The sequence below is a fragment of the Streptomyces sp. NPDC098789 genome (genome assembly GCF_044759975.1).
In the GTDB taxonomy this organism is placed as follows: domain Bacteria; phylum Actinomycetota; class Actinomycetes; order Streptomycetales; family Streptomycetaceae; genus Streptomyces.
The window spans coordinates 1-24,619 of sequence record NZ_JBIWAJ010000029.1; the positions used below are offsets into that span (position 1 = coordinate 1).

Sequence of the window (24,619 nt, forward strand, 5' to 3'; positions counted from 1 at the left end):
CCGGCCGGGCCCCCCGGCCCGCGCCGCGCGGCCCCCCGCCGCGCCCCGCCCGCGGCCCGCCCGGCCGCGGGGCGGCGCGGGGGCGCCCGCGTCATGGGAGGGCCGCTGCTCAGGACCCGGCGTTCCCCTCGGTCTCGTCCGCCAACAGGCGTACGACGTCCTCGGGCCGTCGGCGCCGCTCGTACGCCGCTCGCTGGCGGGCCGCACCCGATCCACGGCGCCGCAACCGGTCCACCGTCGCGGTGACCAGCCCGAGGTCCCCCGCGGCGGCGAGGTGCGGGGCGACGTACTCGACGAGGCATTCCAGCAGGGCCGTCGCCGGAGTCTCCAACCCCGTCCGCGGGTCGAGGGCCTTGCCTTCCAGCCCGTCACGGCAGGCACGCCAGCGGGCGAGCCGCAGCAGTTCCTCCGGGAAGGCGATCTCCCGCCGGCCGTCGGCCCCCTGTCGCCGCGACACCTCGACCAGTGCCCGGCACAGGGCCGCGAGGGCCACCGCGACGTCCAGGTCCGCCGTGACGTCCGCAGCCCTCGTCTCGACGGTGGGCCATCCCGGACTGGGGCGCACGTCCCAATAGACCATCTTCTCGTCGAGCGCGGCGCCGGACCCGATCAGGGTGCCCACGCACTGCTCGTAGTGGTCGACGGAGGTGAAGTGGGCCGGCAGACCCGCCGAGGGCCAGGACGACCACGCCATGGTGCGCCAGCTGGCGTGTCCCGTGTCGCGGCCGTTCCAGAAAGGCGAGTTGGCGCTCATGGCGATCAATGTCGGGATCCACTGCCGGACGGTGTTCGACGCGGAGACGGCGCCGCCGAGATCGAGCGCGCCGACGTGGACGTGCCGGCCGCAGCTGGCCAGGGTCTCGGTCAACAGCCCGAACCCGTCGAGCCGCTCGCGCCGACGGGGTACGTCGAAGCTGATCCGGAGCGGCCCCTCCGGCGGGAGCACGGGGACGGCCGCGGCGACGAGCCTGCAACCGTGTGCGGCGGCAGCGCGGGAGAGGACGGCCCGGGCCCGGGTGAGTTCGTTGCGGAGGTCGAGGACGCCGCCCGCCACGGAGGTCGCCACCTCCACCTGGTACGGGGTTCCCTCCGCGTGCGTGGCCAGCCCTTCGGCGGCCGCGAGGCCGCGCACCTCCACGGCGAAGGGCGCGGGCCGCATGGTCTTCGCGTCGACCAGTAGGTATTCCTCCTCGATACCGCAGGTCAGCGACGTGGCGGGCCGGGCGGCCGCGCTCACGGCGGGATCCTGTCCGGCGGGGGTGTGACTGTTCATGACGGGGGTGTGACTGTTCATGGGGACCGTTCCCTGGGCAGCTGGCGCTCCCGGAGGAGACGCGAAGAAGGGACCGCCCCCGCGGGGGCGGGGACGGCCTACGGGAGAGCACGGACGTGTGGGGACGCGCGGGGACGTGCACGCACGCGAGCGGACCCGCACGGTCCTCGCCCAGAGGGGCGTTGCCTTCGGAGACTCCCGTCGGGCCGTCGGCCGGAGTACCCCCTGACCGGAGGAGCCGGCGGTTGAACCGTCGCACCGCACCGCACCGCCTCACGGGTCGTGGGCCCTACGGCACGGGCACCGTGGCGCCGGTGCGGGCCCTGCGCGCCCGGCACCGCACCACCGACTCCTGGACGAACAGCGCCGAGCCGACGGACAGCAGCAGGGAGGACCATCCGGGTCCGCCGAACGCGGAGCAGTCCCGGCCGCCCACGCAGGGGAGGGCCGCGTCGAACAGGAGGTGCAGAGGGACGGCCAGGGTCCAGAGCAACGTGGTCGTCGGCCCGTCCCGACGCATCATCCGGCCGTTCTCGCGGAACAACCGCACGGTGCAGCCGCGGACCACCGCCAGGAGCACCCCGGCGGCCAGGCTCGCCGTGACCACGTACACGTCCCGATCGCTCAAGCCCGCTTGCCAGACGTACGTGTTGAGCAGGGCGACGCCCGGTACCGCACATGCCGCACCGATCCAGAGCGGCTCGTGCAGGGGGCGTGGCCCCGCGTACCGCAAGGCGGCCCACAGGACGACTGCCACGCCGAAGACGAGCGCCATGGACGAGCTGACGGCAGCGGTGTTCATGGTGGTCTCCCGCGTGCCCGGGGCAGGTCGAACGGGTGCCGGGCCATGCACCTCCGCACAGGTGTGTGCGTATGTCCCATCCTCCGCACCGGTCCGTACCCGCAGGCTCCACCGGTCGGACCCTTCTGCGGGCCAATACCCCCTCGGCGGGCCCCGAGCGGCTTCCCGGGCAGCCGCCGGCAGTGGCAGCGTCGTTGGCGCACGCCGTTCCCCTCGCGTTCCGCTCGCGATTTCCTCGCGATCTCCTCGCGACGCGCGGTCCCATCATCGAAGTGCGAGGTGTCCCATGACAACGCTCGAACCGAAGGACCACGAGGCGCCCGGCTCCGTCCCCCGGCACCCCGACGTCCTCGACGAGGCGGCCGTCGGTGTACGGCCGGGCGCCGACGCCGGCTGGGGGATGCATTCCAACGGTTGGTTCGTCCAGCTCCACAACCTGACCGGCCGACCGGTCACCCCGTGGCACATGCGCAGCGACATGGTCCGCTCGGCACCCGAACTGATCGCGCCCGGCGCCGTGGGAGTCGTCCTGGGACAGCGGGACCCGCTGCGCCCCGGCCAGCCGGCCTCGATGTCGATAGACCTGCGCATCGACGGCTGGCCCAACGTCCTGATCATCAGACGCGCCCCGGACGGCAGCGGAGGCGACGACTTCACCGCGGCCGTGTACTGCTGCGACCCCTGGGTCTTCACCTTCTCGGACCACCACCCGGCCGAGCAGCTCACCGTGGTCATGACCTCGCGGATCGCCGGACCGCGCAGCCCCAGGCCGCCGAGCGGGCCGCGTACCGGTCGCGGGACGGGCGCGGCAGTCCTCCTGCCCGCCGCGCGCCCGCTGCTCCGCCGCCAGCAGGACCCCGGCACCGGTGGCATCGCGCCCGCCGCGTAGCGCGAGCAGGCATGCTGCCTGATCGGCCGGGTGCGGTGCACCTTGGTCTGCCTGTCGGCCCAGGGACTTCCACCGACCGCCTTCGTAGGCTCCGGCACGTTGGACGGAGCGCGAACCCGAACGGAAAGGCAGGACCGCACATGTGGACAGCGGCAGACCGGGACGACCTCGATTGGCTGTGGCGCCGTCTCTGGAGCGGCGAGCAGGAGATCCTCGCACCACTGGACGCCCTCTTGCAGGGCACGGCCACGCTGAGGGATGAACTCCCGGCCGGGGAAACGCCGCGGACCGACCGCGCGGAGGAGGTCTTCAGCGCCCTGCGCACGATGTGGGGGGCGTTGCTGACCGGTGTCGAAGAGCTCAGCGGGATCGTCGGTGCCGAGCCGAGCGCCGAGCGGGAGCAGCACGCGACGCAGTACCTCGTGTACCTGGACGGCTTGCGCGTCTCCGTCGAGGAGAGCGCCGTGCTCTTCCACGACCTGCTCGGTGACGTCGTCGAGGCGAGCCGGGACCTGGACGGGGCACTGACCAAGGCGATGGACGAGGGCAACGGGCCCGCGTGCGGCGTACCCGCCGGATTCGGCGACGAGGCCGCGCGAGTCGACCTGTTCGAGCGCTACTACGACTGGCTGGGGCCCGAGTCGGTCGCGGTCGTCCGAGAGGTGCTCACCGGGCTGCGGGACCGGACGCAGCTGCCGGATCCCTCGCATCCGTACGAGGACGGTTCCGTGACGGACACGGGGGCGGGCCCGGTCCCCTACCAGGCGTACGAGCGTCCCGAGAGCGTGCGGTTCAAGGCGGCGGATCCCGACGGACTCCCGCTGCACGACCACTACCGGAACGAGGAACTCGGCCAGCACTGGAGGCAGCGGGAGTCCGACCGGACCGCGCTCTCGACCCTCTACGTCGACCTCGACGAGCGCGCCGCCTACCGGGCCACCATCCGCGACGGCGCCGTCGTCCTCGCCGACGATTCCCTCCTCGCCCCGGGTTCCACCCGGGGCTGGGTCCTCGCCGATGACCAGCTCTACGTCTTCAACGAATTCTCCGCCCGCTTCCACGACGCGTCCGGGCGGTTCGTCGAGACCCGGGTGATCAGCTCCATCAACGAGGTCAGGCCCCACATCAATGCAGGGGGGCACGTCAAACTGAGCCATCACAGCACCGCGGTGGCCGGAGCGCACGTCACGGCGGCGGGAATGCTCACCGTGAACCACGCGGGGAAGCTGTCCCTGGACAACTGGAGCGGACACTACCGGCCCGAGGCCGCGAACATGGGCGTGGCCGTCGCAGCCCTCGTCGACCACCACGGGCTGGACCCCAACACCGACGTGGTGCTGCGCGGTGAGAACGACCCCGGCGCCCGCGCCATCCCGGGCCTGGAGGACATCCATACGATGCACGAGCACGTCCGTGCCACCAGGGACGGAGCGGAGTACCCGTACGACAAGGGCGACGTCCACATCCCGGCGAGTGTCCTGGCGCAGCTCGGCGAGAACGCGGACGCGACGTCGATCAGATTGCACGGCCGGACCGTGGCGCAGATCGAGAGGGACGCGCTCTTCGGCCCGAGTGTCCCGGCACCACAGGCCCGGACGTCCAGCACGACCACGACCACGACCGCGACGCCGCCGCCGACGACGACGACCACGACGACGACCGCCTCCGGCCCGGCGCCGGGCGGGGGGTCCAAGACGGCGTACGAGGAGGACGGTTCGATGGACACGGCCAAGACGCCGACGCCCGAGACGGCTACCGGCCCGGTGCGGGGCGGAAGGTCCAAGACCGCGTACGAGGGGGACTCCGGCTCCGGATCCGACTCGGGCTCCGACTCCGACTCCGACGATTGAGGGGAGCGGCCCGGCGGTTCGGGGACGCACCCGTACGGTCAGGGCGCGTTCCCGGACCGCTGGGCCGGGAGCACGGGGGAGCGGAGCCCCACGGGGGCGGGCAGCGACAGCGACGACTCCGATACGGGGAAGTCGAAGTAGACGTCGGGGAAGGGCTCCGACGCGTAGGTGTAGTGCCACCACGCCCCGGGGCGGTTGACGAACCCCGACTGCGCCATCGCGCGCTCCAGGAGCGCGCGACGTGAGCGACGTACCCCGCGGACGCCGGGGTGGAGCGTGCGCGACCGGGCGTCGAAGCAGCCGAACGCCGTGCCCATGTCCACCGGCGCGCCCGCGGTGGTCACGAGGGTGACGTCGACGCTGCCGCCCCGGCTGTGGCTGGACCATTCGTAGAGGTACCCGTCGGGGAAGAGCCGCTCCTTGGCGGTCCGTGGGTAGAACTCCTGCTTCGTCCGTTGGTCGTCCAGGTCCCGTGCCCAGCGCGTGACGTGTCGCACCGCCCGTATCGGACGGTAGGCGTCGAGCACCTGGAGGGTGTAGCCGGACCCCGACAGCGCGGCCCGTGCCCGGGACAGGGCCCACGCGGTCCTCCGCGTCAGGATGCAGGTGGGGCTGAGATACCCGTCCAGGGGGACGCCGACGAAGTTGCGGTGCGTGGCGTACCGGATGTCGGTCCCGATCATCGGGTCCACCTCCGTGAGGACCACGAACTCCTCTGGTGCCATGCCGCGTTCTCCTTAGGACACCGGACACGTGCCTGTACCCGCCCTTGCCATCCTGCGGGGCCGCGGGCGGATGCGGGATCCCCGGACCGGGGGATCCACCGGTCCGGTCAGAGGCCCCCCACCGGGGACCGGGCCGCCCCGGGTGCGACCCTCCTCCCTCCCCCGGACGGGGGTCCACCGGGGGGATGCCCGTCGGCCGCGCGGGGGCCGCACCATGGGTACGAAGGGGTGGGCCGGGACGGGCCGGGGCGGGCGACACGGCAAGGAGAACGCGATGGGACGGCACGGCACCCCCCGCAAGGCACGCGGACGCCCCCGGGCCCTGCGCACCGTTGTGCTCGCCACGGCCGCCGCCGCGGTGGTCGCCGCGGCGGTGACGACCGCGGCGGGGTCGTCCGGCCCCGCTCGGGTACGAGCGGTCCCGGTAGCGCGGCACGATTCCGCGGGGCAGGTGCCCCTCGGGCCGAACCCCTTCGAACAGGGCCTGGCCACGTCGGGACGCGGTGGCTCCGGGACGGGCACGCCCACCGCGCCGCATCCCGCCGCTGCACCGCATCGGGCCACCGCACCGCGTCCAGCCACCGCACCGCGTCCGACCGTGGTACCGGACGCACGTACCGCACCGGGGCGCGGCGCCCACGACGGCTCCGTCCGGGGCGTGGCCCCTCGCGAGAGCATCCCCCGGACGGCGACGGCCGCTGCGGCGGCGGCCGAGGAACTGGTGAACGTGGCCCGGGCCGAGGCCGGGTGTTCGCCCCTGACCTTCAGTCCCGCACTGTCGGCGGCCGCCGGAGCGCACAGCAAGGACATGGCCGTGGACGGATATTTCTCCAGCACCGGCCGGGACGGCTCCACTCCGGGGTCGCGGTCCGCCGGGGCCGGTGTGACGGGCGTGAGCGCCGAGAACATCGCGCGCGGGCCGGCCGACCCGCAGGCGCTGATGAACGAGTGGATGGCCCGGCCCGGAGCCCGTGCCAACCTGCTGGACTGCGGCAACCACACCTCGGGACTGGGGGCTTACTTCGACGACGTCGGCTTCTGGTGGACCGAGGACTTCGCGGCCTGAGCGGCCTGAGCGGCCTGAGCGGCGAACGGAGCGGCCGTGGTCGTTCTGGCTGAGGAAGTACCAGGAAACTTCACATTTGCGCTATATCTACCTGTTATGGGTGGTAACGGATACTCTCGACGTGAGAGTGAGCCCACAAGGGCCACCCACCGAGGGGCGTCCGAAGGTTGTGGGACGAGGAGGCGGTGACGTGTGGCTGGTCTCAACGAGCTGATCAGTGTCGTACTGGCAGATGACCACCCCCTGTTCAGGGAGGGTGTCCGCCGTGCACTGACGTCGAGCGGGCGCATCCAGGTGTTGGCCGAGGCGGAAACCGGGCGGGAGGCCCTCAAGGCCATCGCCGAACACCGGCCCCAGGTGGCCGTGGTCGACGTGCAGATGCCCGATCTCGACGGGATCGCCGTGGTCCGTGCGGTGGTGCGGGACGGGCTGGCGACGCGAGTGCTCCTGTTGACCGCGTTCGAGGACAGCAGCCTCGTCTTCCAGGCGATCCAGGAGGGTGCCTCCGGATACGTGCTGAAGGACGCGCCGCGCGCCAAGATCGTGGAGGCGGTCGCACAGGTCGCGGCGGGTGGCACGGTGATTCCCCCCGAACTGGCGGGCGGCCTCGCCGGTGAGATCAGGGGGCGTTTGAAGGACGAGGGCCCGCTCCTGACGGAGCGGGAACGTCAGGTGCTCAAGATGTTCGCCGAGGGGATGAGCATTCCGGCGGTCGCGGGCCGGCTCTTCCTCGCCCCGAGCACGGTCAAGAGCCACGCACAGCGCCTCTACACCAAGCTGGGCGTCTCGGACCGGGCGGCGGCCGTCGCGGAAGCGATGCGGCGCGGCCTGTTGGAGTAGCGGAAGCGGCCCGGCCGGGTCACCAGCGGGCCGGTGCGGACAGGTGGTGGATCTGTGCCATGCCCGGTCGGCAGCACTCCGGCGAGCACCGGCCCAGGTACTGCCACTCGTGCACCAGCATCTGGTAGAGCGGAGTGTGTCCGTCGGTGTACGGGCGCTGCGGGGCGGGGTGGGCGGGCTCCGGGACGGTCGGACCACCGAGCGCGGAGACGAAGTGGTGCGCCGCCGAGGGGAGCATTCCGAAGCCGACCGGGCCTCCGTTGACGTACATGGCGCCTCCTTGGTCGTACGGGTGGGGCAGGAACTCCGCCCGTTCCCCTCCAGCACACCCGGCCGGCCGGGGTGGTGCCAGGCCCGGTGGGGCAGGAACCCGGGCAGCGTCCCGGCGGCGCGCGCGCGAGTCGACGTGCGTGCGGGCGGACGCGCGTGCGGGTCCGGCGGCCACCGTCCTCCGGGCTGTCCGGCGAGCTGCCCTGCGGGCCCTGGCCAGGGCCCTGCTCCCTTTGCTGCGATGAGGTGTCCAGCAGGCGAGGAGAGAACGCGGGGGGTCATCGGCCATGACGCACGGGCCTCGGGCGCTGTCGCCTCCCCCCGCTGACGGACCCGCTGACGGACCCGCCGAGGGACCTGCCGAGGAGGTGCGGGTCACCCCCCTGGCGCTCGGCCGGCACCTGGAGCAGGTCCTCGCCGTCCAATGCCGCGCCAATCGGTTCGACGGTGTCGAGACGGCCGCCCGGGGGGCCGTGCTGCGGCGCCGGATCGGGACGCCGGCCCTCGACGCCGTGGGCGCGTTCCGCGCCGGGGAACTGGTCGGATACGCCTACGGGGCGCCCCTCGACGACGGCTGGCCCTGGGCGCGGCACGTCATGGCGGAACTGGGTGACGCGCCGGGCGGGGGCCCGTACGCCGGACTGGGACGCCCCTACGCGGTCCTCGAACTCCACGTCGATCCGGGATCCTGGCGCCAGGGCGTGGGCCGCGCGCTCCTGCACCGACTGTGCGCACCGGTGTCCCAGCGCTGGGTCCTCTTGACCCGGCAGCGCTCCGCCACCGCCGCGGGGCGGTTCTACGCGGCCCTCGGGTTCAGCGAACTGGGCGTGTCCGTCGGCGACGAGGGCTACGTCGCGATGGCCGCCGGCCGCGCTCGGGGCGGGCCGCCCTCTTGTCCTTTCGGGGGCCGGTGACTGCCTGATCGAGACGGCCATCAGGCAGGTGCTCCGGCGGGCCTTGTGAGGGGCCGGAGATCACGGATAGAGGTGGTTCATGTCTCCTCACACCGTCCCTACCCGCACATCGGGGTGCCCTCGGCACCGTAAACCCACCCCCCCGTCGCGTTCGCGTACGAGCGTCGTGAACCTCGGGGTCGCCACCGGGATCCTCGGCTCGATCGTGGCCGCTGCGCCGGCCTCGGCGGCCGAGCGGCCCCGGTCCCAGGAGTCCGGCGACACCCGCGAAACGGCCACGGTCGGGTCCGTCCTCACGGACCGGTCGGCGCTCTCCGCCACCACCCGGACCATCGACCGGTTCCACCAGGACGCCCAGCGATTCGAGATCGAGGGCGCGGAGGACCGCGCAGCGGCCTCGGCGTCGGCCCGGGCCCGGGTCAGCAAGGCCGAGGCGCGCCAGGCCACCGAGGAACGTGCTGCGGCCGCCCGGCAGCAGGCCGCGAAGGCCGCCGCCCAGCAGACCCCGGGGAGGGGCGGGAGCGGCGCGGCCGCGCCGAAGGGGAGCCTGCCCCCGGCCGGGCTCTCGAAGGTCGCCGACTTCGCGCGGGGCAAGGTCGGATCGGCCTACGTGTACGGGGCTTCGTCGGGCAGTGCCTTCGACTGCTCCGGCCTGGTCCAGGCCGCCTACCGGGCCGCCGGCATCTCCGTTCCCCGGACGTCCCAGGAGCAGGCCCGGGCCTACTCCGAGGTCAAGGGCGAACTGCGGCCCGGGGACATCCTGTACTGGGGGAGCAAGGACAACGCCCACCACGTGGCCATCTACATCGGTGGTGGCAAGTTCGTCGGCGCGCAGAACCCGGCCGCGGGCGTGCAGCTCCGGGACATGACCTGGAGCACCCACGCCGGCGCGGTCCGGCCGGGGTAGCAGCGACCCGAGCGACCGAAGGAGACACCTATCGACCCCTCCTCAAAACACCGGGGGGAGGGGAAGGGGCACCGAAGCGTCGCTTCCGTCGCTTTCATCGCTTTCATCGCGTCCCGCGCTTCCGTCGTTCGCTCGTCGTGGTGCCGTTCGGCAGGTGCGGTGACCGGCACCTGCCGAAACCCCGCCCCCCTGATCGGCCACCGTCCCTTCCCCCCGGGCATCCCCCGGAAGGGGGACGGGGGAGCTGCCCCCGCTCCCCGAGGCTGGGGCGGGGGCCCGTTCCCCCGTCAGGCGAAAAGACGTGAACGCACCCGAAGGAGACGCAACGATGCAGCAGCACCGCCGTGAGAACCGGCCCGTTCCCCGCCACACTTCCCCCAAGATCCGCCGCCAGGAGTTCCTCCACTCGCTCGTGCAGGTCCTGGGGCGGGACACGGTCGCCCTCGACAGCCCTTCGCGGTAGAGGCCCAAGGCCCTATCGGTCGGGGGCGATGGGGCGCCGGGAACGGCCCCATCGGCCCCCCGATCAGCCGAGGCGCCCCCCTCTCGCATCGCCCAGAGTGTGTTCGGGGGAACGTCAGTCGCTTGAGTCGCTGGGAGGAAACACATGCCTTTCGAATCGTGCATGCGATGCGGGCGCCCCGAAGGTACGTCCCGTGTTCGAGAGCCGGCGCAGCAGTGACGATTTCCCGGGCCCGAGGCGAGGCGCCCGCCCCCCGGGACGTGGCGCGCTGGTGCGCCGCTCGGGGCTGGCCGGTGCATCCCCTCGCCCTCGGGGCCAAGACACCGCCGCGCAACTGCCCGAACTGCCGGGACGGCGCGCACGTGCCCGGCCGGTGCCCGTGCCTCCGCGTCGGCGGGCGCTGCCACGGGTTCCACGCCGCCACCACGGACCCCGAACGCATCGACTCCTGGTGGCGGGCCCCCCGCTTCGGCGTGGGAGTGGCCTGCGGCCCGGCGGGGCTGGTCGTGATCGACATCGACGCCCACGGCGGTACGCCGCCCCCGCGCGAACGCCTGCTGCCGGGGATCAGCATCCCCTCCGGCGCCGACCTCACCGGTCTCGCCCACGGCTTCCACACGCTCGGCGTGCTCGCCGCCCTGCACGGCGCCCCGTCCCCCGCCGCGGACGAGGGCACCCTGAGGGTGCGGACCCCCTCGGGCGGCCTGCACGTGTGGTACCTGGCGGGCGACGGGCACGGCTGGCACTGCTCCACGGGCTCCGGTCGGGGTCGGGCCCTGGCCTGGCAGGTCGACGTACGGGCGCACGGCGGCTACATCGTCGCCCCCGGTACCGTGACCCGCGCGGGGAGCTACGAAGCGGTCGGTTCCTGTCGGACACCTGCTCCCTTGCCCCGCTGGCTCGCCGGGGAGCTGACCCGGACCGGGCACGCACGCACCCCGGCTCCCGCGACCCCGGTCCCCCCGCCCCGCCCGGCCACGGCGGCGGCGGCCCGCTCCGGCCCGCGCCACGGTGGCGCCGCGCCCCGCCCGGCCGCGGCGGCCCTGCTGTGCACCGTCCTCGGGGACCTCGATGTCTGCGCCGTGCGGCAGAGCGGCGCCGGCTTCACCGAGCGACTGAACCGGGCCGCCTACACGGTGGGCGGGCTCGTCGCCGGCGGCCACCTCGATGCCGACACCGGCGAACGGGCCCTGGCCCGGGCCGCGGCGCTGGTCCGCCCGGGGCAGCCGGACCGGGCCCGGCGCATCATCGCCGGCGGGCTCAGGGCGGGCCGGGGACGCCCCTTGTACCTCGGGGAGCGTGCGTGACGGACGCACCCACCGGTTTCGACCCGGTCGCGGTCGCCCTGAGCATCCTCGCCGGGTCGGCCTCCCCCGACACGATCGCCGGCCTCGTGACCGCCACCCGGCCGCCCGCGCCCACCCCCGACCCCCCGGGGCAGCTGCTGCTGCCCGACAGCCTGAGCGATCGCGGCAACGCCAAGCTGTTCGTCTCGCTCTACGGCAGGACCCATCGGCACGTGCCCGGGCTGGGTTGGTACCGGTGGACCGGCTACCGCTGGGAGCTCGACGAGGACGACACCGTCGTGTGGGCCGCCGGGGAGATGGCCGAGCGACTCGCCGAGCACGACCCCACCGGCTCCCACAGCACCACGGCACTGCGCCAGCACCGGCGCCGCTCCCTTTCCACAGCCGGTGTGAAGGCCATGTTGACGCAGGCCAGGTCGGCCCCCCGCATGATCCTCAACGCCTCCCAGCTCGACGCGGACCCGTACGCGCTGTGCACCCCGGGCGGCGTGGTGAACCTGCTCACCGGCGCGCTGAGCCCCTCCGACCCGGCCCGGGACTACCACTCGCGGTCCACGAGCGTCGCCCCCGCGCCGATTCCCGCCGTCCGGTGGGAGGCGTTCCTGCGTGACACCTTCGGGGACGACGAGGAGGGCGGGGAGATGATCGACTTCCTCCAGCTGATGCTGGGGTACTCGATCACCGGTGACGTCGGCGCGCAGGTGATGCCCTTCCTCTACGGCATGGGGAAGAACGGCAAGAGCGTCCTGCTCGACGTGCTGCTGAAACTGCTGGGTGACTACGCGGACGCCGCGCCGCCCGGGTTCCTGATGGCCAAGGCCTTCGACGGACACCCCACCGACCTTGCCGAACTGCTCGGCCGCAGGGTCATCGTGTGCAGCGAACTCAAGCCCGGGGACCGCTTCGACGAGGCCCGGGTGAAACTGCTGACAGGAGGCGATCGGATCAAGGCGCGCCGGATGAGGCAGGACTTCTTCTCCATCGAACCGACCCACAAACTCTGGTTGTTGGGCAACCACCGGCCCGAGGTGGGCACGGGCGGGTTCGCCTTCTGGCGACGCATCCGCCTGATCCCCTTCGAACGCGTCGTACCCGACCACCGCAAGGTCGACAACCTCGCCGAGTCCCTCGTCCAGGAGGAAGGGCCGGGGATCCTCGCCTGGCTCGTCGAAGGAGCCCGCCGCTACCTCGGCGGCGAGAAGGACCTGAGCGGCCCCGACCGGGTGTGCGTCGCCACCACCGCCTACGCCGAGACGGAGGACCACCTGGGCCGCTTCATCGGCGAAGCGTGCCGGGTGGAGGCCACCCTGCGGGCCGAGCAGGCGACCATGTACCGCGCCTACCGGCAGTGGTGTCTGGGCGAGGGCGCCAATCCGGTCACCTCCAGGGCCTTCGCCGCCCGGATCCGCGAGACCCTGGGGATGAGCAGCCCCAAGCAGATGATGACGTCCAACCAACGCAAGTACTACCCCGGGATCGGACTCCTCACGTCCCCCGATGGGGAGGTGACCCCGTGAGCGGACTCATCGGGCCGGAGCAGATCGCCCAGGAGTGCCGGCTGGTGTGGCTGGAGGACATCGGCGACCTGGACTACGTGCGCCAGAGCGTCGAGCGCCTGCAGAGCCGCCAGGGCCGGCCCCCGTACCACCGGGACGGCCGTATGGTCGGCTACGCGCTCCTCGGGCCCGGTGCTCGCGCGTCCCGGGCCTCCGGCACCTTCTTGCGCAGGGTGTTCTGGCTGCTGCCCCACGACCGTGACCAGGAGCCCGCCGGCAGGTACGCGTTCAGCAGCCCCTCCGAGGCGGTGGACCCGCGCACCCTCGCCCCGCGGGGGCCCGGCCACCGGACCGTGCGGTCGGCGGGTCCCCCGTCGCCCGCCATGCGCAGGCTCGGCATCCTCCTGCCGGAGAGCTGAAAGCCCGGGTCCGGCTCAGCGCCGTGGAGCCGGGGACCGGTAGTCCGGGTGGTCGGCCCACTGGCCGGCCACGGCGTGCAGTTGGCGGGCCGCGTTGGCGTACACCGTACGGTCGCCCCGGACCCGGGCCCGATCGGCCTCCTCGGCCAGGTCGCGCACACTGTCGGCCAGCGCGTGCACGACGGGCACCAGCGTCCGGTCCTCCCCCGTCTCCAGGAGATCGGCGAGGCGGGCGTCGAGGAAGGCGCGCTGGGCGGTCAGGTCATCGTGCGCGGTGCCGTCCACACGTGTCCCTTCGACGGTCTGGTGACGTGCTCGCGGGTCGACCGGCCCGCCCGGGGACAGCGCCCCGCGCGCGGTCGGGTGTTTCCGCGAACGTCCAGGATGCACGGCCCCGCCTGCCGCGCACATGATCCGAACGGACGATCCACAGGGTGAAACGGAGGCCGGAAGTACGAGGCGCCGTAGCCGGCAGCGACCGTAGCGACCGGGATCTCCCGTGCACGACGCGCGGAGCGCTCAGGCGGCGGCGCCGCCCGGCGCGGCCGGCGGTCCCTGGGAGACCGGACGCTCGGACGTCAGCTTTCCCCACACGATGAGGCGGTAGGTGCTGGTGAACTCCGGCGTACAGGTGGTCAGCGTCAGGTAGCGGCCGGGACCGGTGAAGCCGGACCGGGCCGGGACCGGCCGGACCACGCTCGCGTCGGACGGCGAGGTCTGTGGCAGGGAGCCGGTGATGTCGTACGTGTAGTACGTGTCGCGCGTCCTGACGACGACCTGGTCGCCCGGCTTCAGCCGGTCGATGCGGCGAAACGGTTCGCCGTGGGTGTTGCGGTGCGCCGCCAGCGCGAAGTTCCCCTCCTTGTCCCACGGCATGGCCGAGGCGGGACCGCCGACCCCGTCGTAGTGCCCCACCAGGCCGCGGTCGAGCACCCTCTCCTTGCTGATGCCCTGGGCGATGGGTACCCGCACGCCCAGGGACGGGATGGAGAGCACGGCGAAGCTCTGGTCGGCCACCACCCCGGCGTCCGTGTCGGCTCCGGCCCCACCGGGGGCGGAGGACGGGTCGTCCCACTGCTGCCGCAAGGTGGCGATGGCGCTGTCGGCCGCGCGCTCGGCGCGGACGTTGGTGTACCAGAGCTGGTAGACGACCAGCAGCAGCATCAGCGCCCCGGTGGTCAGCAACAGTTCGGCGAGTCCGCGGACCGCGACGGTCACGGGACCGCCCCGGCGACGGCGGCGCGCACGGCGGGTCGCCGCCCGCGCGGCACGCCGCCGCGCGGCCCGGCCGCCCCCTGCCGCCGGGTGCGCCGGAGGGCTCACGGCATGCCGTCCACGGCGCCGCCGCCGGGGGGCAGCAGGGGCTCGACCCAGGGGAAGACGTACCGGAACAGCAGGAGGACCACCACGGCGACCAGGACGGCGGCGCTCGGAGCGCGCGTCCAGGGCGGGCCGGGCAGCCGGCGCCAGAGCCATCCGTACATGTCGTCAGGGCTTGCTGACGAGGTGGGCGAAGACCACGACGTTGGAGTCCCAATGGCGTTGGTCGGTGAGGTTGCCGCCGCAGGTGATCAGCCGGAGTTCGGCCTTGCCACCGGTGCCGCCGTAGACCTTCTGGGTGGGGAATTCGCTCTTCAGGAAGGTGTCGACGGAATCGACGTCGAAGACCGCCGTGCTGTGGTCCTGGCGCTCCACGTCGATCTCGGCGCCCTTCTTCAGGGTGTCGACCTTGTAGAAGACCGCCTCGCTGGTCTTCGGGGTGTCCAGGTGGCCGACGATGGCGGAGACGCCCGCCTCTCCGGGCGTGGGGCCCTGCCGGTACCAGGCCGCCTCCATCGGGGCGTCGAACGACGGCTCCTCCATCTGACCGTCCGGCTGTAGTCCGACGGTGTTCAGATGGGCGTCGACGCCTATCGACGGGATGACGATGCGGTCGGGTACGGACGCCGCCATCGGGGCGGCGCTCGCGGACCGGGCGGAACTCGGATCGGCGGTGTGCACGCCGGAGCCACCGTTCGAGCACGCGGTGGCCACCACCGCGGTCAGGACCACCGCGCCGGCCAGCGCCGCCACCCTGACCCGGCCGTTCGACCGGCGCCGGTGCGGCCCGCGATCGGCTCCGGCGGGGTCTGTGGCGTCCGGGCTCCCGGCGTTCGCACCGTACTGGCGTGTCATGGCAATGTCCTTACGACGCGAGAAGGGGCCGCTGGCACGGCCGAGGGTTTCTGGTGGACCGGGAAGTGCGAGCTCAGGCAGCAGTTTTGAGGTTCCGTCCGGGCCCGCCGGGTGGCTCGCGCCGCACCGGTGGGGGCTCGTCGCCACCCGACGGGATCCACGGATCGGCGGAGGATCAACGGTCCGCGCGATCCCCCGGCCGGCCGCCCCGCGCGGCCCTGCGTGCGGGCGGCGGAGCCGGGAAGGAGACCGTCGCGGAGACGGCCTTGCCGCGCGCCTCGCGGGAGGTGACGCTCCAGCGGTCGCAGAGGACCTCCACCAACGCCATGCCGTAGCCGCCGTGCGCGCCGCGTTCCTCCTCCGGGGCCCTGCGCGGAAGCTGGCCGGAGGGGTCGAACACGGAGACGGTGAAGCTGTGGTTCTCGGGATTCCAGCGCGAGGTGAGCCGGGTGGGGCCGGAGGTGTGCCGACATGCGTTGGTGACCAGCTCGCTGGCGACGAGGAGGGCGTCATCGGCGCGGCGCCGGGCCGGGCAGTCCTCGGCGGGCAGCAGACCAAGCTGCTCCAACTGCCCGGCGAGCAGGTGCCGGGCCTGCCGGGCCGGACGGTCAGCGTGCTCCAGGACCACCAGCATCCGGTCGTGGACGAAGCGGTGAGGCGCGGGCGAAGGACGGTCGAGGGTGGGGTGAAGGCGCATGACGGCTCCGCGGGAAGGGACGGAAGAGGGGGTGGGGTCGGTACGGGCGCCCGGATGCCGTCGCCCGCCCCGGTCGCCCCACCGCACGCGGTGCCCGGGTTACCGCGTGACGGACCACAGGGCACGGCGGACCAGGAAACGGAGCAGGCGCAGGGCCGCGGGCAGGTGGGGCGTGTACATGTGGGACGTGTGCATGGGAGGGGTGACCGGTCTACTCGAGGCCGCCGGGTCCGGCAGGCAGTCGGATGCGGTCGAGCCTAGAGACGTGTGGGTTAACGCGGCGCTGACGCGGTGTTGGGCCCAGGTGTGCGCACTGTCCGTCGTGCCCGCGCGTACGGCCCGTCATGGCACCGGAGCGTGCAACTTCACCCCCACCCCGCGAAAGCTGTGCAGGTAGCGGGGGTGCGAGGCACTCTCGCCCAACTGCCTTCTCAGCAGGCACAGATGGACGTCGAGGGTCCTGTTGGAGGAGCCGCCGGCGCCGTCCCAGACCTCGCGCAGCAGTTCGCGCCTGCTGATGACGCGACCCTCGCGCGAGGCGAGGTAGACCAGCAGTCGGAACTCCTTGGGGCGCAGCCGCAGGGTGCGGCCGCCCATCCGCGCCACATGGGCCGCCGGGTCCACGACGAGGTCGCCGACGCGTACCGCCGGGACCTCGCGCCGGGGCCGACAGCGTCGGGCCAGGGCCCCGAGCCGGGCGTCCAGCAGGCCCAGCGAGAACGGTTTGCCGACGCAGTCGTCGGCGCCCGCCCGCAACGCCGTGACGGCCCGCTGCTCGTCGTGCACCGGCACGGCGGCGACGACGGGCGTCGAAGCCGTCCGTAGGACCCTCAGTACGTCGAGCCCGTCGACGTCCCCCAGATCGAGGTCGAGGAGCACCAGGTCCGGACGCTGGCTGAACACGGCCCGCATGCCGTCCTGGCCACCTCCCGCGCTGCTCACGCGGTACTTGAGACGGCGCAGCCCGGTCTCCAGGCGCAGCCGGACGTCCGCGTCGGATTCGATGATGAGCACATGGGTCATGGAGATCCCTTGCCTCCGGCGGGGGCCCGATGGGGCGCGGACACCTGTGTGCCCACGTTCTTCAGCCTGCCCCCCGCACCCCGTCGCCGCCGTCCTACGATCGGTCGGTCCGCCGGGGGTAACGACCGGTCCGTCCGGCCCCTACCAGGAGCCGAAACCACCGGTCTGCGTCTGGAGTTCCACCTCGGACAGCGCGGCCTCCGTATCGGTGCCGGTGCCGTAGTACGAGAGCACCTCCAGCACCACACCGCTGACCTTGCCGTGGCTGTCCAGCTTCATCTGCTGGGGCTGCGGGATGTCCTCCAGGTCGACCACCTGAGCGGTGCCGTTGGAGTACGACACCTTCAGCTGCTTGACCCGCGAGTAGTTCCGGAAGCGTTCCTCCGAGCCGTTGGCCAGGAGCGCGCCGTTGAGGGGGACGGCCTCGCCCAGTTCGATCGTCAGGGTGACCGGGTGCGCCTTCCTCGGCCAGGCCCAATAGGTCTTGGTGTTGCCCTCGGCGCTCATCGACGCGGGATGGTCGGCGGACTCCGAGCTGGCGGTCAGCCGCGTCGGTTGAACGGGTGTCAGGCGGGGGTGGAACATCTTGTCCACCTGGCTCTGGACCGAGGCCACCTGGTTGCCGACCGCTTCCCGGAAGGGCGGGTGCACGCCGTAGATCACGGCGATGGTCAGGGCCACGATCCCGCCGAACGTACGCAGTGTCCCCGCCATGGAAGCGGGCGTCGGTATGCGGCGCCTGTCCTTGACGCCTTCCTGGCCCGGGCGGGCGCCCGCCTCCAGGACCTGGCCGCGCCGCCGCGGAACGAACCGCTTCCACCACGCGGCACGGATGACCTGCTCCTGCGCGAGGGGTTCGCCGCAGCGGTTGCAGAACGACCGGTGCGGCTCGTTGCCCTGACCGCACGCCGGGCACAGCAGGTCCCCGGCCTCGTGATGGCGCGGGGGAAGGCGCTTCCTGCCCGGGACCGGGCGCCGCGCCGCCTGGGGGGTCATCGCCTCGGGCTCGTCGCGCGGGTCCTGCGGGGGTTCGGGGGCGTCGTCCGCCGCCCCCTCCTCGTCCTGGTCGTCCTCGCCGCGCCGGGCGGCCGGGATCTTGGTCAGCCAGTCCGCGTCCGCGTCCTCGTCGAGGGAGGCCAGGGCCTTGCTCAGCCAGTCGTCGTCCGAGTCCTCCTCGGCGTCCTGATCCCCGTCCCCGTCGGCCAGGGCCTTCTTCAGCCAGTCGTCGCCCGCGTCCCGGTCCGCCCGGTCCGCCCCGTCCGCCGCCGGTTTCGTGGCGGCAGCGCTCGTACCGCCCCCGGCACCCCGAGGCGGAGGCGGAGGCGGTGGCGGCGGAGGCGGCGGAGGCGGTGGCGGTGGAGGCGGCGGAGGCGGTGGCGGGGGAGGAGGCGGTGGCGGCGGAGGCGGTGGTGGGGGCGCGGCCGGGCGCGGTGGTCCGGGGAGCCCGGGTGGTCTGCCCGGCGGGCCGGGGAGCCCGGGGAGCCCGGGGGGCCCGGGGGGCCTGCCGGGCGGTCCGGGAGGTCGGCCCGGTCCCGGGGGCCTGCCGGGGGGGCCGCCCGGACCGGGGGGTCGGCCGGGCATGCCGGGGGGGCCGCCCATGCCGCCGGGAGCGCCGGGGACCCCCGCCGGCCCCGTCCGCCCCGGTAGCGCTTCGCTCCTGCCGACGTCGGAGTAGAGCAGTCGGGCACGATGCATCAGACCGGGGCGGCTGTTCGCCTCCGCCTCGGCCTCGATCTCCTGGCGCCGCTCCGCGCCGAGGTCGAGCTCGACCTTCTGGCCGGTCCATTCGAGGAAGCTCCCGCACGCACCGCAGAACGCGTCGGCCGCGTCGTTGTGGAACCCGCACTTGCGGCAGACGATCACTCCGTGAGGACCTCGACGACGTGGGGGACGTGGGCCGGCTTCGCGGCCGCGACGAACCGTTCGATGACGGCGTGTCCCACGGGCACCTCGGGCGCGATCCGCACGGTCAGCAGGAGACGCCCGGGCCCGGCCGGTCCCCGGGGACCCGCCGGGGGCGAGGCGGTCGTGCGCACGGTCACGACCGTGCCGTCCTCGACCTCCACGTACCCGCCGAAGGCCAGCTCCAGATGGTCGCGGAGCCCGCCCGCCGTGCCGCGCCGCCGGTAGAGGTCACCCGCGGCCGCCAGCAGGAGGCGCTGGCGCGCGGGATCCGGGTGGCTGCCCGGTTGCACTCCGAGCCAGCCCGCCAGCCACGGCAGGAAGTCCGCCGGGGCCAGGGCCGGGTCCAGGTAGTGCTCCAGGCAGTCCAGCGTGGAGATGACCGGGGCGAGTACGTCGTCCAGGCCCGCCGTGAAGCGCTGGGCGAACTCGTCCTCCTGGTACACGGACGGCAGCAGCCCCCCGATCGGGTAGGGCGAGGCCAGTCCTTCCACACCGCCCCTCATTCCGTCTCCTCCACCCGGATGTGGTGCTCGTAGGAGAACACCAGGCTGGAGGGATCCAGCTCCAGCCGCTCGGTCGGCTCCCCACGGGCACCCGTCACCGGGTTGGCGCTGTACAGCTTGATCTCCTCGACCAGATCGACCCCCGCCACGGCGTGCAGCCGCGCGTACAGGTCGCCCGTCTGCACGGGGCGGCCGAAGGGCCAGCCGGTTCCCTCCGGGCCGCCCCCGATCGGGTCCAGGAACCCGTACAGGGCTGCTGCCACGTCGTCGTGCACCTGCTCGGGGTCGGCGCCGCGGCGGGCCCGTACCCGGGCGATCACCGTCACCGCCCGGTACAGCGGCGGCTCGATGAGCACGTTCGTGCCCAGCAGCCGTCGCGGTTCGAGGTGTGCCGCGATCCGCTCCAGCACCGGAGCCGCCGGCACCAGGTGCTCGAAGCGGACGTGCGTGCCGCCCGGCGGAGCCGGTACGACGAGGAGCTTCACCGACCCGGCCGGCACTCCGGAGGAACCCGCGGTCAGGCACCGCACCCGAGCGATCTCCGGCGCCGCCTGCCGGGCCAGCACCTCGAAGTCCTGGGCGCTCACGGCCCGGTCGCGGGTCCGCAGCAACAGGGGGGCCCGCTCGCGCAGGTCCGCGAGTTCCTCCCCGTCCATCCCGCCCGCCGACGGCTGGAGGTTGCCGACGTCGGTGACGAACGGCACCGCGGACGTCAGGGTCCCGATCGCGCCGGCGCCGACGTTGCCGCGCCGGCCGCCACCGGTCGCGTAGGAGCGCATCGTCACCTGGGCGTCCCGCCGGGGCACCGCGCCGTGCTGGCGGACCGAGCCGTCCGGCTCCCGCAGCATCGGGCCGAACGCGACCGTGCCCGCGGTGGGGTCCAGGACGTAGTGCCGGTCCCGCGGCCCGCTGTCGGCGAAGTGCTCCACCCGCGTCCAGCGTTCCCAGCCGTCCTCGCCGCTGGTCTCCAGTACGGGCTCGGACACGTTCAGCAGGACCGGGGAGCGGGACAGCGACAGCCGTTGCCCGGGTGTCCCCTCGGCCTGGCCCAGTACGTCGTCCTCGATCATCTCGGCGTGCACGGACGCGACCGTGGCGCCCACCACGCCCGCGCTCAGGGACGTGATCATCGGCGAGGAGCTGTACGCGGGCACGTCGTCCGAGGCCGCCGTCACCACGGCCCGCAGCCAGCCGGCGTTGCGCCCCTCCACGACGCTGGCCTCGTGCCGCGGCGGCAACTGGAGGACCACCCGGCCGGGCCGGTTCAGTCCGCCCGTGGTGTCCTCGTGCACCGCGCACGCGTGCCAGGTGTTCCCGTCCCATGCCTCCCACACCAGCGGGGGCCGGTCGGGGTCGACGCCGATGCCCTGGACGGTGCACTGGAAGTCCAGCCGCACCAGACACCGCGGAGCCGGCTCGCTGAGCCCCATCAACAGGGCGTCCCCGCATGCGGGCCGTCCCTCGCCGAAGGCCTCGAAGTCGATGTCGAGCCTCAGGTGTTCCTCGCGGGGGACGAGGGCGCCGCGGGCGGACTCCAGCGTGAGCAGGTGCTCCAGCCGGGCGGCCGGGAGCACCGTCTCGCGCACGGTGGAGAAGACCACCGGTTCCAGGCCGTCGCCGGAGCGGGTCGCGGCGCTCGTCCCCCGGGGCAGGACGATGGGGGTGGAGGCGGGCGCCGACAGCCAGAACGTCACCGCGACCCGGGCGGCCGTCGGTGCGGCCAGTCCGAAGCCCAGCATCCGAAGGAAGGTCAGGTAGAGGCGGTCGGGCACCTGGTTGACCCGGTAGAGGAGCTGGTCGGTCATGAAGGCGAAGGTCTCGATCAGCGTGACGCCCGGGTCCGACACGTTGTGGTCGGTCCACTCGGGGCAGCGGCGCATCACCATGCGCTTCGCCTCGTCGACGAGGTCCTGGAACCGCCGGTCGTCGAGATGGGGGATCGGCACGGACATCAGTAGTCGCCCTCCTCAGGGATGACGTAGAAGGGGAAGACGAGATTGCGTCGGTCGTTCGTGGTCTTCACGGTGTACTGCACGTCGATGTAGAGCAGTGCGGGCCGGTCGGGATCGCTGTTCACCTCCACGGCGTGCACATCGATCCGCGGCTCCCACGCGAGGAGCGCGTCGCGCACCGAGGTGGACAGTTCGGCCCGGGTGCGCCCGCTGGTGTCCCCGAAGACGAAGTCCCGCAGGCGGCAGCCGAAGTGCGGCCGCATCGGCCGCTCCCCGGGATAGGTGGCCAGGATCAGGTGGATCGCCTGCTCGATCTCGTGCCGTCCGCGGGCGAGCGCGATCCGGCCCTGCGCGTCCGTCCGCATCGGGAAGGCCCAGCCGGCTCCGACGAAGTCGGCGACCGGTCGGCGGAGCCCGGCTGGTCCTTCCGCGGGGGCGGGGGCGGGGGCGGGGGCGGGGGCGGGGGAAGGGAGTGGCATGGCTGCGGTACGCCTTTCAGTTCAACTTGATCGGGGTGCCGCTGACCTTGACGACACCGCCCGAGATGTCGAGTTCCCCCCGGCTCGTCAGGGAGAGCTTGCGGCCGGCGCTCACCGATACCTCGCCCCCCTCGACGACGACCTTGCCCTTGGCCCCCGAAACGACCTTCACCGTGCCGTTCGCACCGCCGTCCACGGTGACGTCGCCGCCCTCGCAGCGGATCGTCAGCGCCCGGGGGCCGTCGCGCCCCGAGGGCGCGGCGTCGCAGCTGAGCGTCACGGTGCGGGCCGCCTCGTCGATGACCAGGGACAGGTTCCCCCGGGCGTTCCCCAGGGAGACCCGGGAAGCGGTCCTGCCGGCGCCGGCGCCGTCGGTGAACACCAGCTTGTTGCCCCGGTCCGAGACGAAGCCCCGGCGCACCACCTCGGCGGTCTTCCCGTTCGGCTGGACCGCCGGTCCGCCGAGCGCGTTCGCCGCGTACCCGCTGCGGGCGTTGACCAGGGACCCCAGCACCACCGGGCGCCCCGCGTCGCCGAGTTCGAAACCGACCAGCACCTCGTCACCCACGCCGGGCAGGAACAGCGCCCCGCCCAGGGCGCCGGCGCCGAACTGTGCCACCCGGGCCCAGTGCGACTCGTAGTCCTCCGACAACCACGGCAGGTGCAGCCGTACGCGCCCCAGCCGGGACGGGTCGTTGATGTCGCTGACCACCGCGCAGACCACCCCGTCCAGGGCGGGCCGGTCCGCCGCGGGTCCGCCGGCGGTCAGGCCGAACAGGGAGCGGTCCGCGCCGCCACCGACGCTGAACCGGGTCCGGTAGCCCTCGTGCTCCCCGAAGACGTGATGGGCCTGGGTGACCCGCCAACGCCCCGCGAAGGCCTTCGGCACGCCGTCGACCTCCACCTCGGTTCCGGCCTGCACCCGGGGGTGGCCCATCAACCACCCCTCGGCCTCGCCCCGCGTCCCCGCCAGCCGGGTGGCCAGCCCCTTGGCCAACTGCGCCACCTCCTGCGCGGCGGCCGCTCCGGCTCCCGGCGCGCAGGTGACGACGTCGATCCGGTCGGGCCGCGAAGTACGGCGCCGGTTCGCCGGGGTCAGCGGCTTGTCGAAGTCGTGCGGCACCACCGCTCCGGTGGGGCCGTCGCGGGAGTCGCGCACGGGTGCCACGGCCGTCACGGCCCGCCCGCTGTGCGCGTCCCAGGCGCGCACCTCCACCTCACGGGCCGGTCCGGCGGCCGTCAACCGCGGCCGGAACGACAGGAGGTTGTCGCCGAAGCTCAAGGCGATCACCCGCGGGCCACCGGCGGGCCGTGCCGGGCCGTCCGCCGGGCGGAAGTAGAACGCTCCCTCGCGCACGCCGGTCTCCCAACCGATGGCCCTGGCCCGGCGCCGCAGGAACGCCCAGTCGCTCTCGGCCACTTGGGAGACGTGCTCGTACGAGGTGCCGGAGGTCCGCACGTCGCCGATGTCCAACCCCGCGTCCTGGGCCACCTGGCGGGCGATCTGTCCGTCGGTGGAGTTGAGGAAGGTACGGGTGGACCGGCCCCGGTGCAGCCGGTGGCTCGTGTCGTAGCCGCGGATGACGGTCTGCACCGTCATGTTCTGGCAGATCGCCTCCACGGAGGTGATCTCTCCCGAGAACAACTCCGCACCGGCCTCCTCGCCGGTGGTCGCCGCCGCCAGGATCTGTATGCGGCAGCCCGCCCGCAGGCCGCGCTCGTCCGCGGCCGTGGCGCCCAACGGATCCGGCTCGTGGAAGGTGACCTCGCACAGGTCGGGCAGGTGCAGATCGGTGTCCACCACGACACGGGTCACCCGGTCGGCCAGGGCCTGCGGCAGGTCCGCCACCCGGCCGGAGCCCGCCCGGATCTGCGGCAGGACCCGGTGCGGGCTCGACGCCTGCCCGCTCACCGGACCTCCTCCGCGTCCAGTTCGTCGGGATGTGGCAGGTAGACGACCTGGCCGGGGCGCACCCGCAGCGGGTCCTCGATGCCGTTGGCCCGGGCGATCTCGCGCCAGGCGTGCGGGCTGCCGTAGCCGGACAGGGCGACCGCCTGGAGGTTCTCGCCCTCGGTCAGGGTCCACGTGCCCCGGCCCGGGAGGCCGCCCGACGTCGGATTGGTGGGCAGGGTGCCCAGCACGCTCGGCTGCTCGCTCATCGACAGGGTGACCTTGGCGCGCACCGGTACGGCGTCGGCGTTGAACCGGACGTACCTGATGCTGGCGGACGTGAGCATGACCGAGTAGCAGAAGCCGAGGTTCGGCGGGCCCCACAGGAAGGTCAGGCAGGGCAGCCGGTTGGTGAAGTCCCGCTCGCCGCCCGTCGCCTTGGTGAGCATGCCGCCGACCATCTGGCCCAGCCGGCCGGAGCCCGGCGACATCCAGTTGAGCAGCTGGTCGCACAGCGCCTTGGTGTGCAGTCCCCGGATGGTGACGTCGGTCAGCGAGATCCTGGACGGTTCGGCCGACTTGAACTCCGTGCCCAGGGTGCCCCTGGAGGAGCCGTTCTCCGAGACCCGGACGTCCCGGGAGAAGCTGATCGACTCGGGGTTCAGCTGGAAGGGAACCGTTCCGATCATCGGTGGCGCGGTGCACATCAGCACCGCGGGACCGTAGGTGTTGCCGTACACGGTCATGGTCTGCGGCCCTTTCGGAGGGCCCGG

The 24,619-nt window shown here is 73.3% G+C and carries 26 protein-coding genes; 10 read left to right on the forward strand and 16 right to left on the reverse strand.

The window, feature by feature from the left end:
• Positions 1–109: 109 nt before the first annotated feature.
• Complete coding sequence (locus tag ACIQWR_RS37495) at positions 110–1,294, reverse strand: glutamate--cysteine ligase (RefSeq protein WP_404019367.1); 1,185 nt, start codon at positions 1,292–1,294, stop codon at positions 110–112.
• 268 nt (positions 1,295–1,562) lie between these two features.
• Complete coding sequence (locus tag ACIQWR_RS37500) at positions 1,563–2,075, reverse strand: hypothetical protein (protein ID WP_404019369.1); 513 nt, start codon at positions 2,073–2,075, stop codon at positions 1,563–1,565.
• A gap of 286 nt (positions 2,076–2,361) precedes the next feature.
• On the opposite strand from ACIQWR_RS37500, the gene ACIQWR_RS37505 reads away from it, so the two are divergent.
• Together ACIQWR_RS37505 and ACIQWR_RS37510 are read left to right on the forward strand one after the other, a co-directional pair.
• Positions 2,362–2,964 (forward strand): hypothetical protein, encoded by a 603-nt coding sequence (locus ACIQWR_RS37505; RefSeq protein ID WP_404019372.1) that lies wholly within the window; start codon positions 2,362–2,364, stop codon positions 2,962–2,964.
• A gap of 140 nt (positions 2,965–3,104) precedes the next feature.
• Positions 3,105–4,814: a hypothetical protein gene (locus ACIQWR_RS37510; protein ID WP_404019375.1), complete on the forward strand. Its 1,710-nt coding sequence runs from the start codon at positions 3,105–3,107 to the stop codon at positions 4,812–4,814.
• 38 nt (positions 4,815–4,852) lie between these two features.
• On the opposite strand, the gene ACIQWR_RS37515 is transcribed toward ACIQWR_RS37510, so the two are convergent.
• Positions 4,853–5,539 carry a M15 family metallopeptidase gene (locus ACIQWR_RS37515; protein WP_404019378.1) on the reverse strand — a complete coding sequence of 229 codons (687 nt, stop codon included), beginning with the start codon at positions 5,537–5,539 and terminating at the stop codon, positions 4,853–4,855.
• 658 nt (positions 5,540–6,197) lie between these two features.
• Between ACIQWR_RS37515 and ACIQWR_RS37520 the strand changes: the two genes are divergently transcribed.
• Together ACIQWR_RS37520 and ACIQWR_RS37525 are read left to right on the forward strand one after the other, a co-directional pair.
• Entirely contained in the window at positions 6,198–6,605 is a 408-nt protein-coding gene (locus tag ACIQWR_RS37520; protein ID WP_404019381.1) for a CAP domain-containing protein, read from the forward strand.
• A 192-nt stretch (positions 6,606–6,797) separates the two neighbouring features.
• Entirely contained in the window at positions 6,798–7,445 is a 648-nt protein-coding gene (locus tag ACIQWR_RS37525; RefSeq protein ID WP_404019384.1) for a response regulator, read from the forward strand.
• A 19-nt stretch (positions 7,446–7,464) separates the two neighbouring features.
• On the opposite strand, the gene ACIQWR_RS37530 is transcribed toward ACIQWR_RS37525, so the two are convergent.
• Positions 7,465–7,716, reverse strand: coding sequence for a hypothetical protein (locus tag ACIQWR_RS37530; RefSeq protein ID WP_404019386.1), 252 nt, complete (start codon positions 7,714–7,716; stop codon positions 7,465–7,467).
• Between the two features lie 367 nt (positions 7,717–8,083).
• Here ACIQWR_RS37530 and ACIQWR_RS37535 point away from each other — a divergent pair, with 367 nt between their 5' ends.
• The 6 genes from ACIQWR_RS37535 (at position 8,084) to ACIQWR_RS37560 (ending at position 13,221) form a co-directional block, all read left to right on the forward strand.
• Positions 8,084–8,629 (forward strand): GNAT family N-acetyltransferase, encoded by a 546-nt coding sequence (locus tag ACIQWR_RS37535; protein ID WP_404019388.1) that lies wholly within the window; start codon positions 8,084–8,086, stop codon positions 8,627–8,629.
• A gap of 166 nt (positions 8,630–8,795) precedes the next feature.
• Positions 8,796–9,536, forward strand: coding sequence for a C40 family peptidase (locus ACIQWR_RS37540; RefSeq protein ID WP_404019391.1), 741 nt, complete (start codon positions 8,796–8,798; stop codon positions 9,534–9,536).
• A gap of 328 nt (positions 9,537–9,864) precedes the next feature.
• On the forward strand, positions 9,865–9,999 hold the full coding sequence (locus ACIQWR_RS37545; RefSeq protein WP_404019393.1) for a hypothetical protein: 135 nt from the start codon (positions 9,865–9,867) through the stop codon (positions 9,997–9,999).
• A gap of 293 nt (positions 10,000–10,292) precedes the next feature.
• Complete coding sequence (locus ACIQWR_RS37550) at positions 10,293–11,306, forward strand: bifunctional DNA primase/polymerase (protein ID WP_404019396.1); 1,014 nt, start codon at positions 10,293–10,295, stop codon at positions 11,304–11,306.
• Positions 11,303–12,823 (forward strand): phage/plasmid primase, P4 family, encoded by a 1,521-nt coding sequence (locus ACIQWR_RS37555; protein ID WP_404019399.1) that lies wholly within the window; start codon positions 11,303–11,305, stop codon positions 12,821–12,823. Before ACIQWR_RS37550 ends, ACIQWR_RS37555 begins: the two co-directional genes overlap by 4 nt.
• Entirely contained in the window at positions 12,820–13,221 is a 402-nt protein-coding gene (locus ACIQWR_RS37560) for a DUF6009 family protein (protein WP_404019402.1), read from the forward strand. Before ACIQWR_RS37555 ends, ACIQWR_RS37560 begins: the two co-directional genes overlap by 4 nt.
• A 15-nt stretch (positions 13,222–13,236) precedes the next feature.
• Here the strand turns inward: ACIQWR_RS37560 and ACIQWR_RS37565 are convergent, their stop codons facing one another.
• The 12 genes from ACIQWR_RS37565 to ACIQWR_RS37620 all read right to left on the reverse strand — a co-directional run bounded on the left by ACIQWR_RS37565 (position 13,237) and on the right by ACIQWR_RS37620 (position 24,592).
• Positions 13,237–13,506 carry a hypothetical protein gene (locus ACIQWR_RS37565; protein WP_404019405.1) on the reverse strand — a complete coding sequence of 90 codons (270 nt, stop codon included), beginning with the start codon at positions 13,504–13,506 and terminating at the stop codon, positions 13,237–13,239.
• A gap of 234 nt (positions 13,507–13,740) precedes the next feature.
• Complete coding sequence (locus ACIQWR_RS37570; RefSeq protein WP_404019408.1) at positions 13,741–14,439, reverse strand: class E sortase; 699 nt, start codon at positions 14,437–14,439, stop codon at positions 13,741–13,743.
• A 101-nt stretch (positions 14,440–14,540) separates the two neighbouring features.
• On the reverse strand, positions 14,541–14,705 hold the full coding sequence (locus ACIQWR_RS37575; protein ID WP_404019411.1) for a hypothetical protein: 165 nt from the start codon (positions 14,703–14,705) through the stop codon (positions 14,541–14,543).
• A gap of 4 nt (positions 14,706–14,709) precedes the next feature.
• Positions 14,710–15,396, reverse strand: a complete 687-nt coding sequence (locus ACIQWR_RS37580) for a class F sortase (RefSeq protein WP_404019414.1) — start codon at positions 15,394–15,396, stop codon at positions 14,710–14,712.
• A 175-nt stretch (positions 15,397–15,571) separates the two neighbouring features.
• The gene (locus ACIQWR_RS37585) at positions 15,572–16,093 is read right to left on the reverse strand and encodes an ATP-binding protein (protein WP_404019417.1); all 522 of its coding nucleotides are present in this window, start codon (positions 16,091–16,093) and stop codon (positions 15,572–15,574) included.
• A gap of 342 nt (positions 16,094–16,435) precedes the next feature.
• Complete coding sequence (locus ACIQWR_RS37590) at positions 16,436–17,116, reverse strand: response regulator transcription factor (protein ID WP_404019420.1); 681 nt, start codon at positions 17,114–17,116, stop codon at positions 16,436–16,438.
• 141 nt (positions 17,117–17,257) lie between these two features.
• A complete protein-coding gene (locus ACIQWR_RS37595; RefSeq protein ID WP_404019423.1) occupies positions 17,258–18,979 on the reverse strand; it encodes an NADase-type glycan-binding domain-containing protein in 1,722 nt (573 codons plus the stop codon).
• A complete protein-coding gene (locus ACIQWR_RS37600) occupies positions 18,976–19,524 on the reverse strand; it encodes a phage tail protein (RefSeq protein WP_404019426.1) in 549 nt (182 codons plus the stop codon). Before ACIQWR_RS37600 ends, ACIQWR_RS37595 begins: the two co-directional genes overlap by 4 nt.
• On the reverse strand, positions 19,521–21,476 hold the full coding sequence (locus ACIQWR_RS37605; protein ID WP_404019429.1) for a putative baseplate assembly protein: 1,956 nt from the start codon (positions 21,474–21,476) through the stop codon (positions 19,521–19,523). The genes ACIQWR_RS37600 and ACIQWR_RS37605 overlap by 4 nt, the downstream gene beginning before the upstream one ends.
• On the reverse strand, positions 21,476–21,841 hold the full coding sequence (locus ACIQWR_RS37610) for a GPW/gp25 family protein (protein WP_404019595.1): 366 nt from the start codon (positions 21,839–21,841) through the stop codon (positions 21,476–21,478). Before ACIQWR_RS37610 ends, ACIQWR_RS37605 begins: the two co-directional genes overlap by 1 nt.
• Before the next feature lie 130 nt (positions 21,842–21,971).
• The gene (locus ACIQWR_RS37615; RefSeq protein ID WP_404019432.1) at positions 21,972–23,867 is read right to left on the reverse strand and encodes a VgrG-related protein; all 1,896 of its coding nucleotides are present in this window, start codon (positions 23,865–23,867) and stop codon (positions 21,972–21,974) included.
• Complete coding sequence (locus tag ACIQWR_RS37620; RefSeq protein ID WP_404019435.1) at positions 23,864–24,592, reverse strand: hypothetical protein; 729 nt, start codon at positions 24,590–24,592, stop codon at positions 23,864–23,866. Before ACIQWR_RS37620 ends, ACIQWR_RS37615 begins: the two co-directional genes overlap by 4 nt.
• Positions 24,593–24,619: the final 27 nt, after the last annotated feature.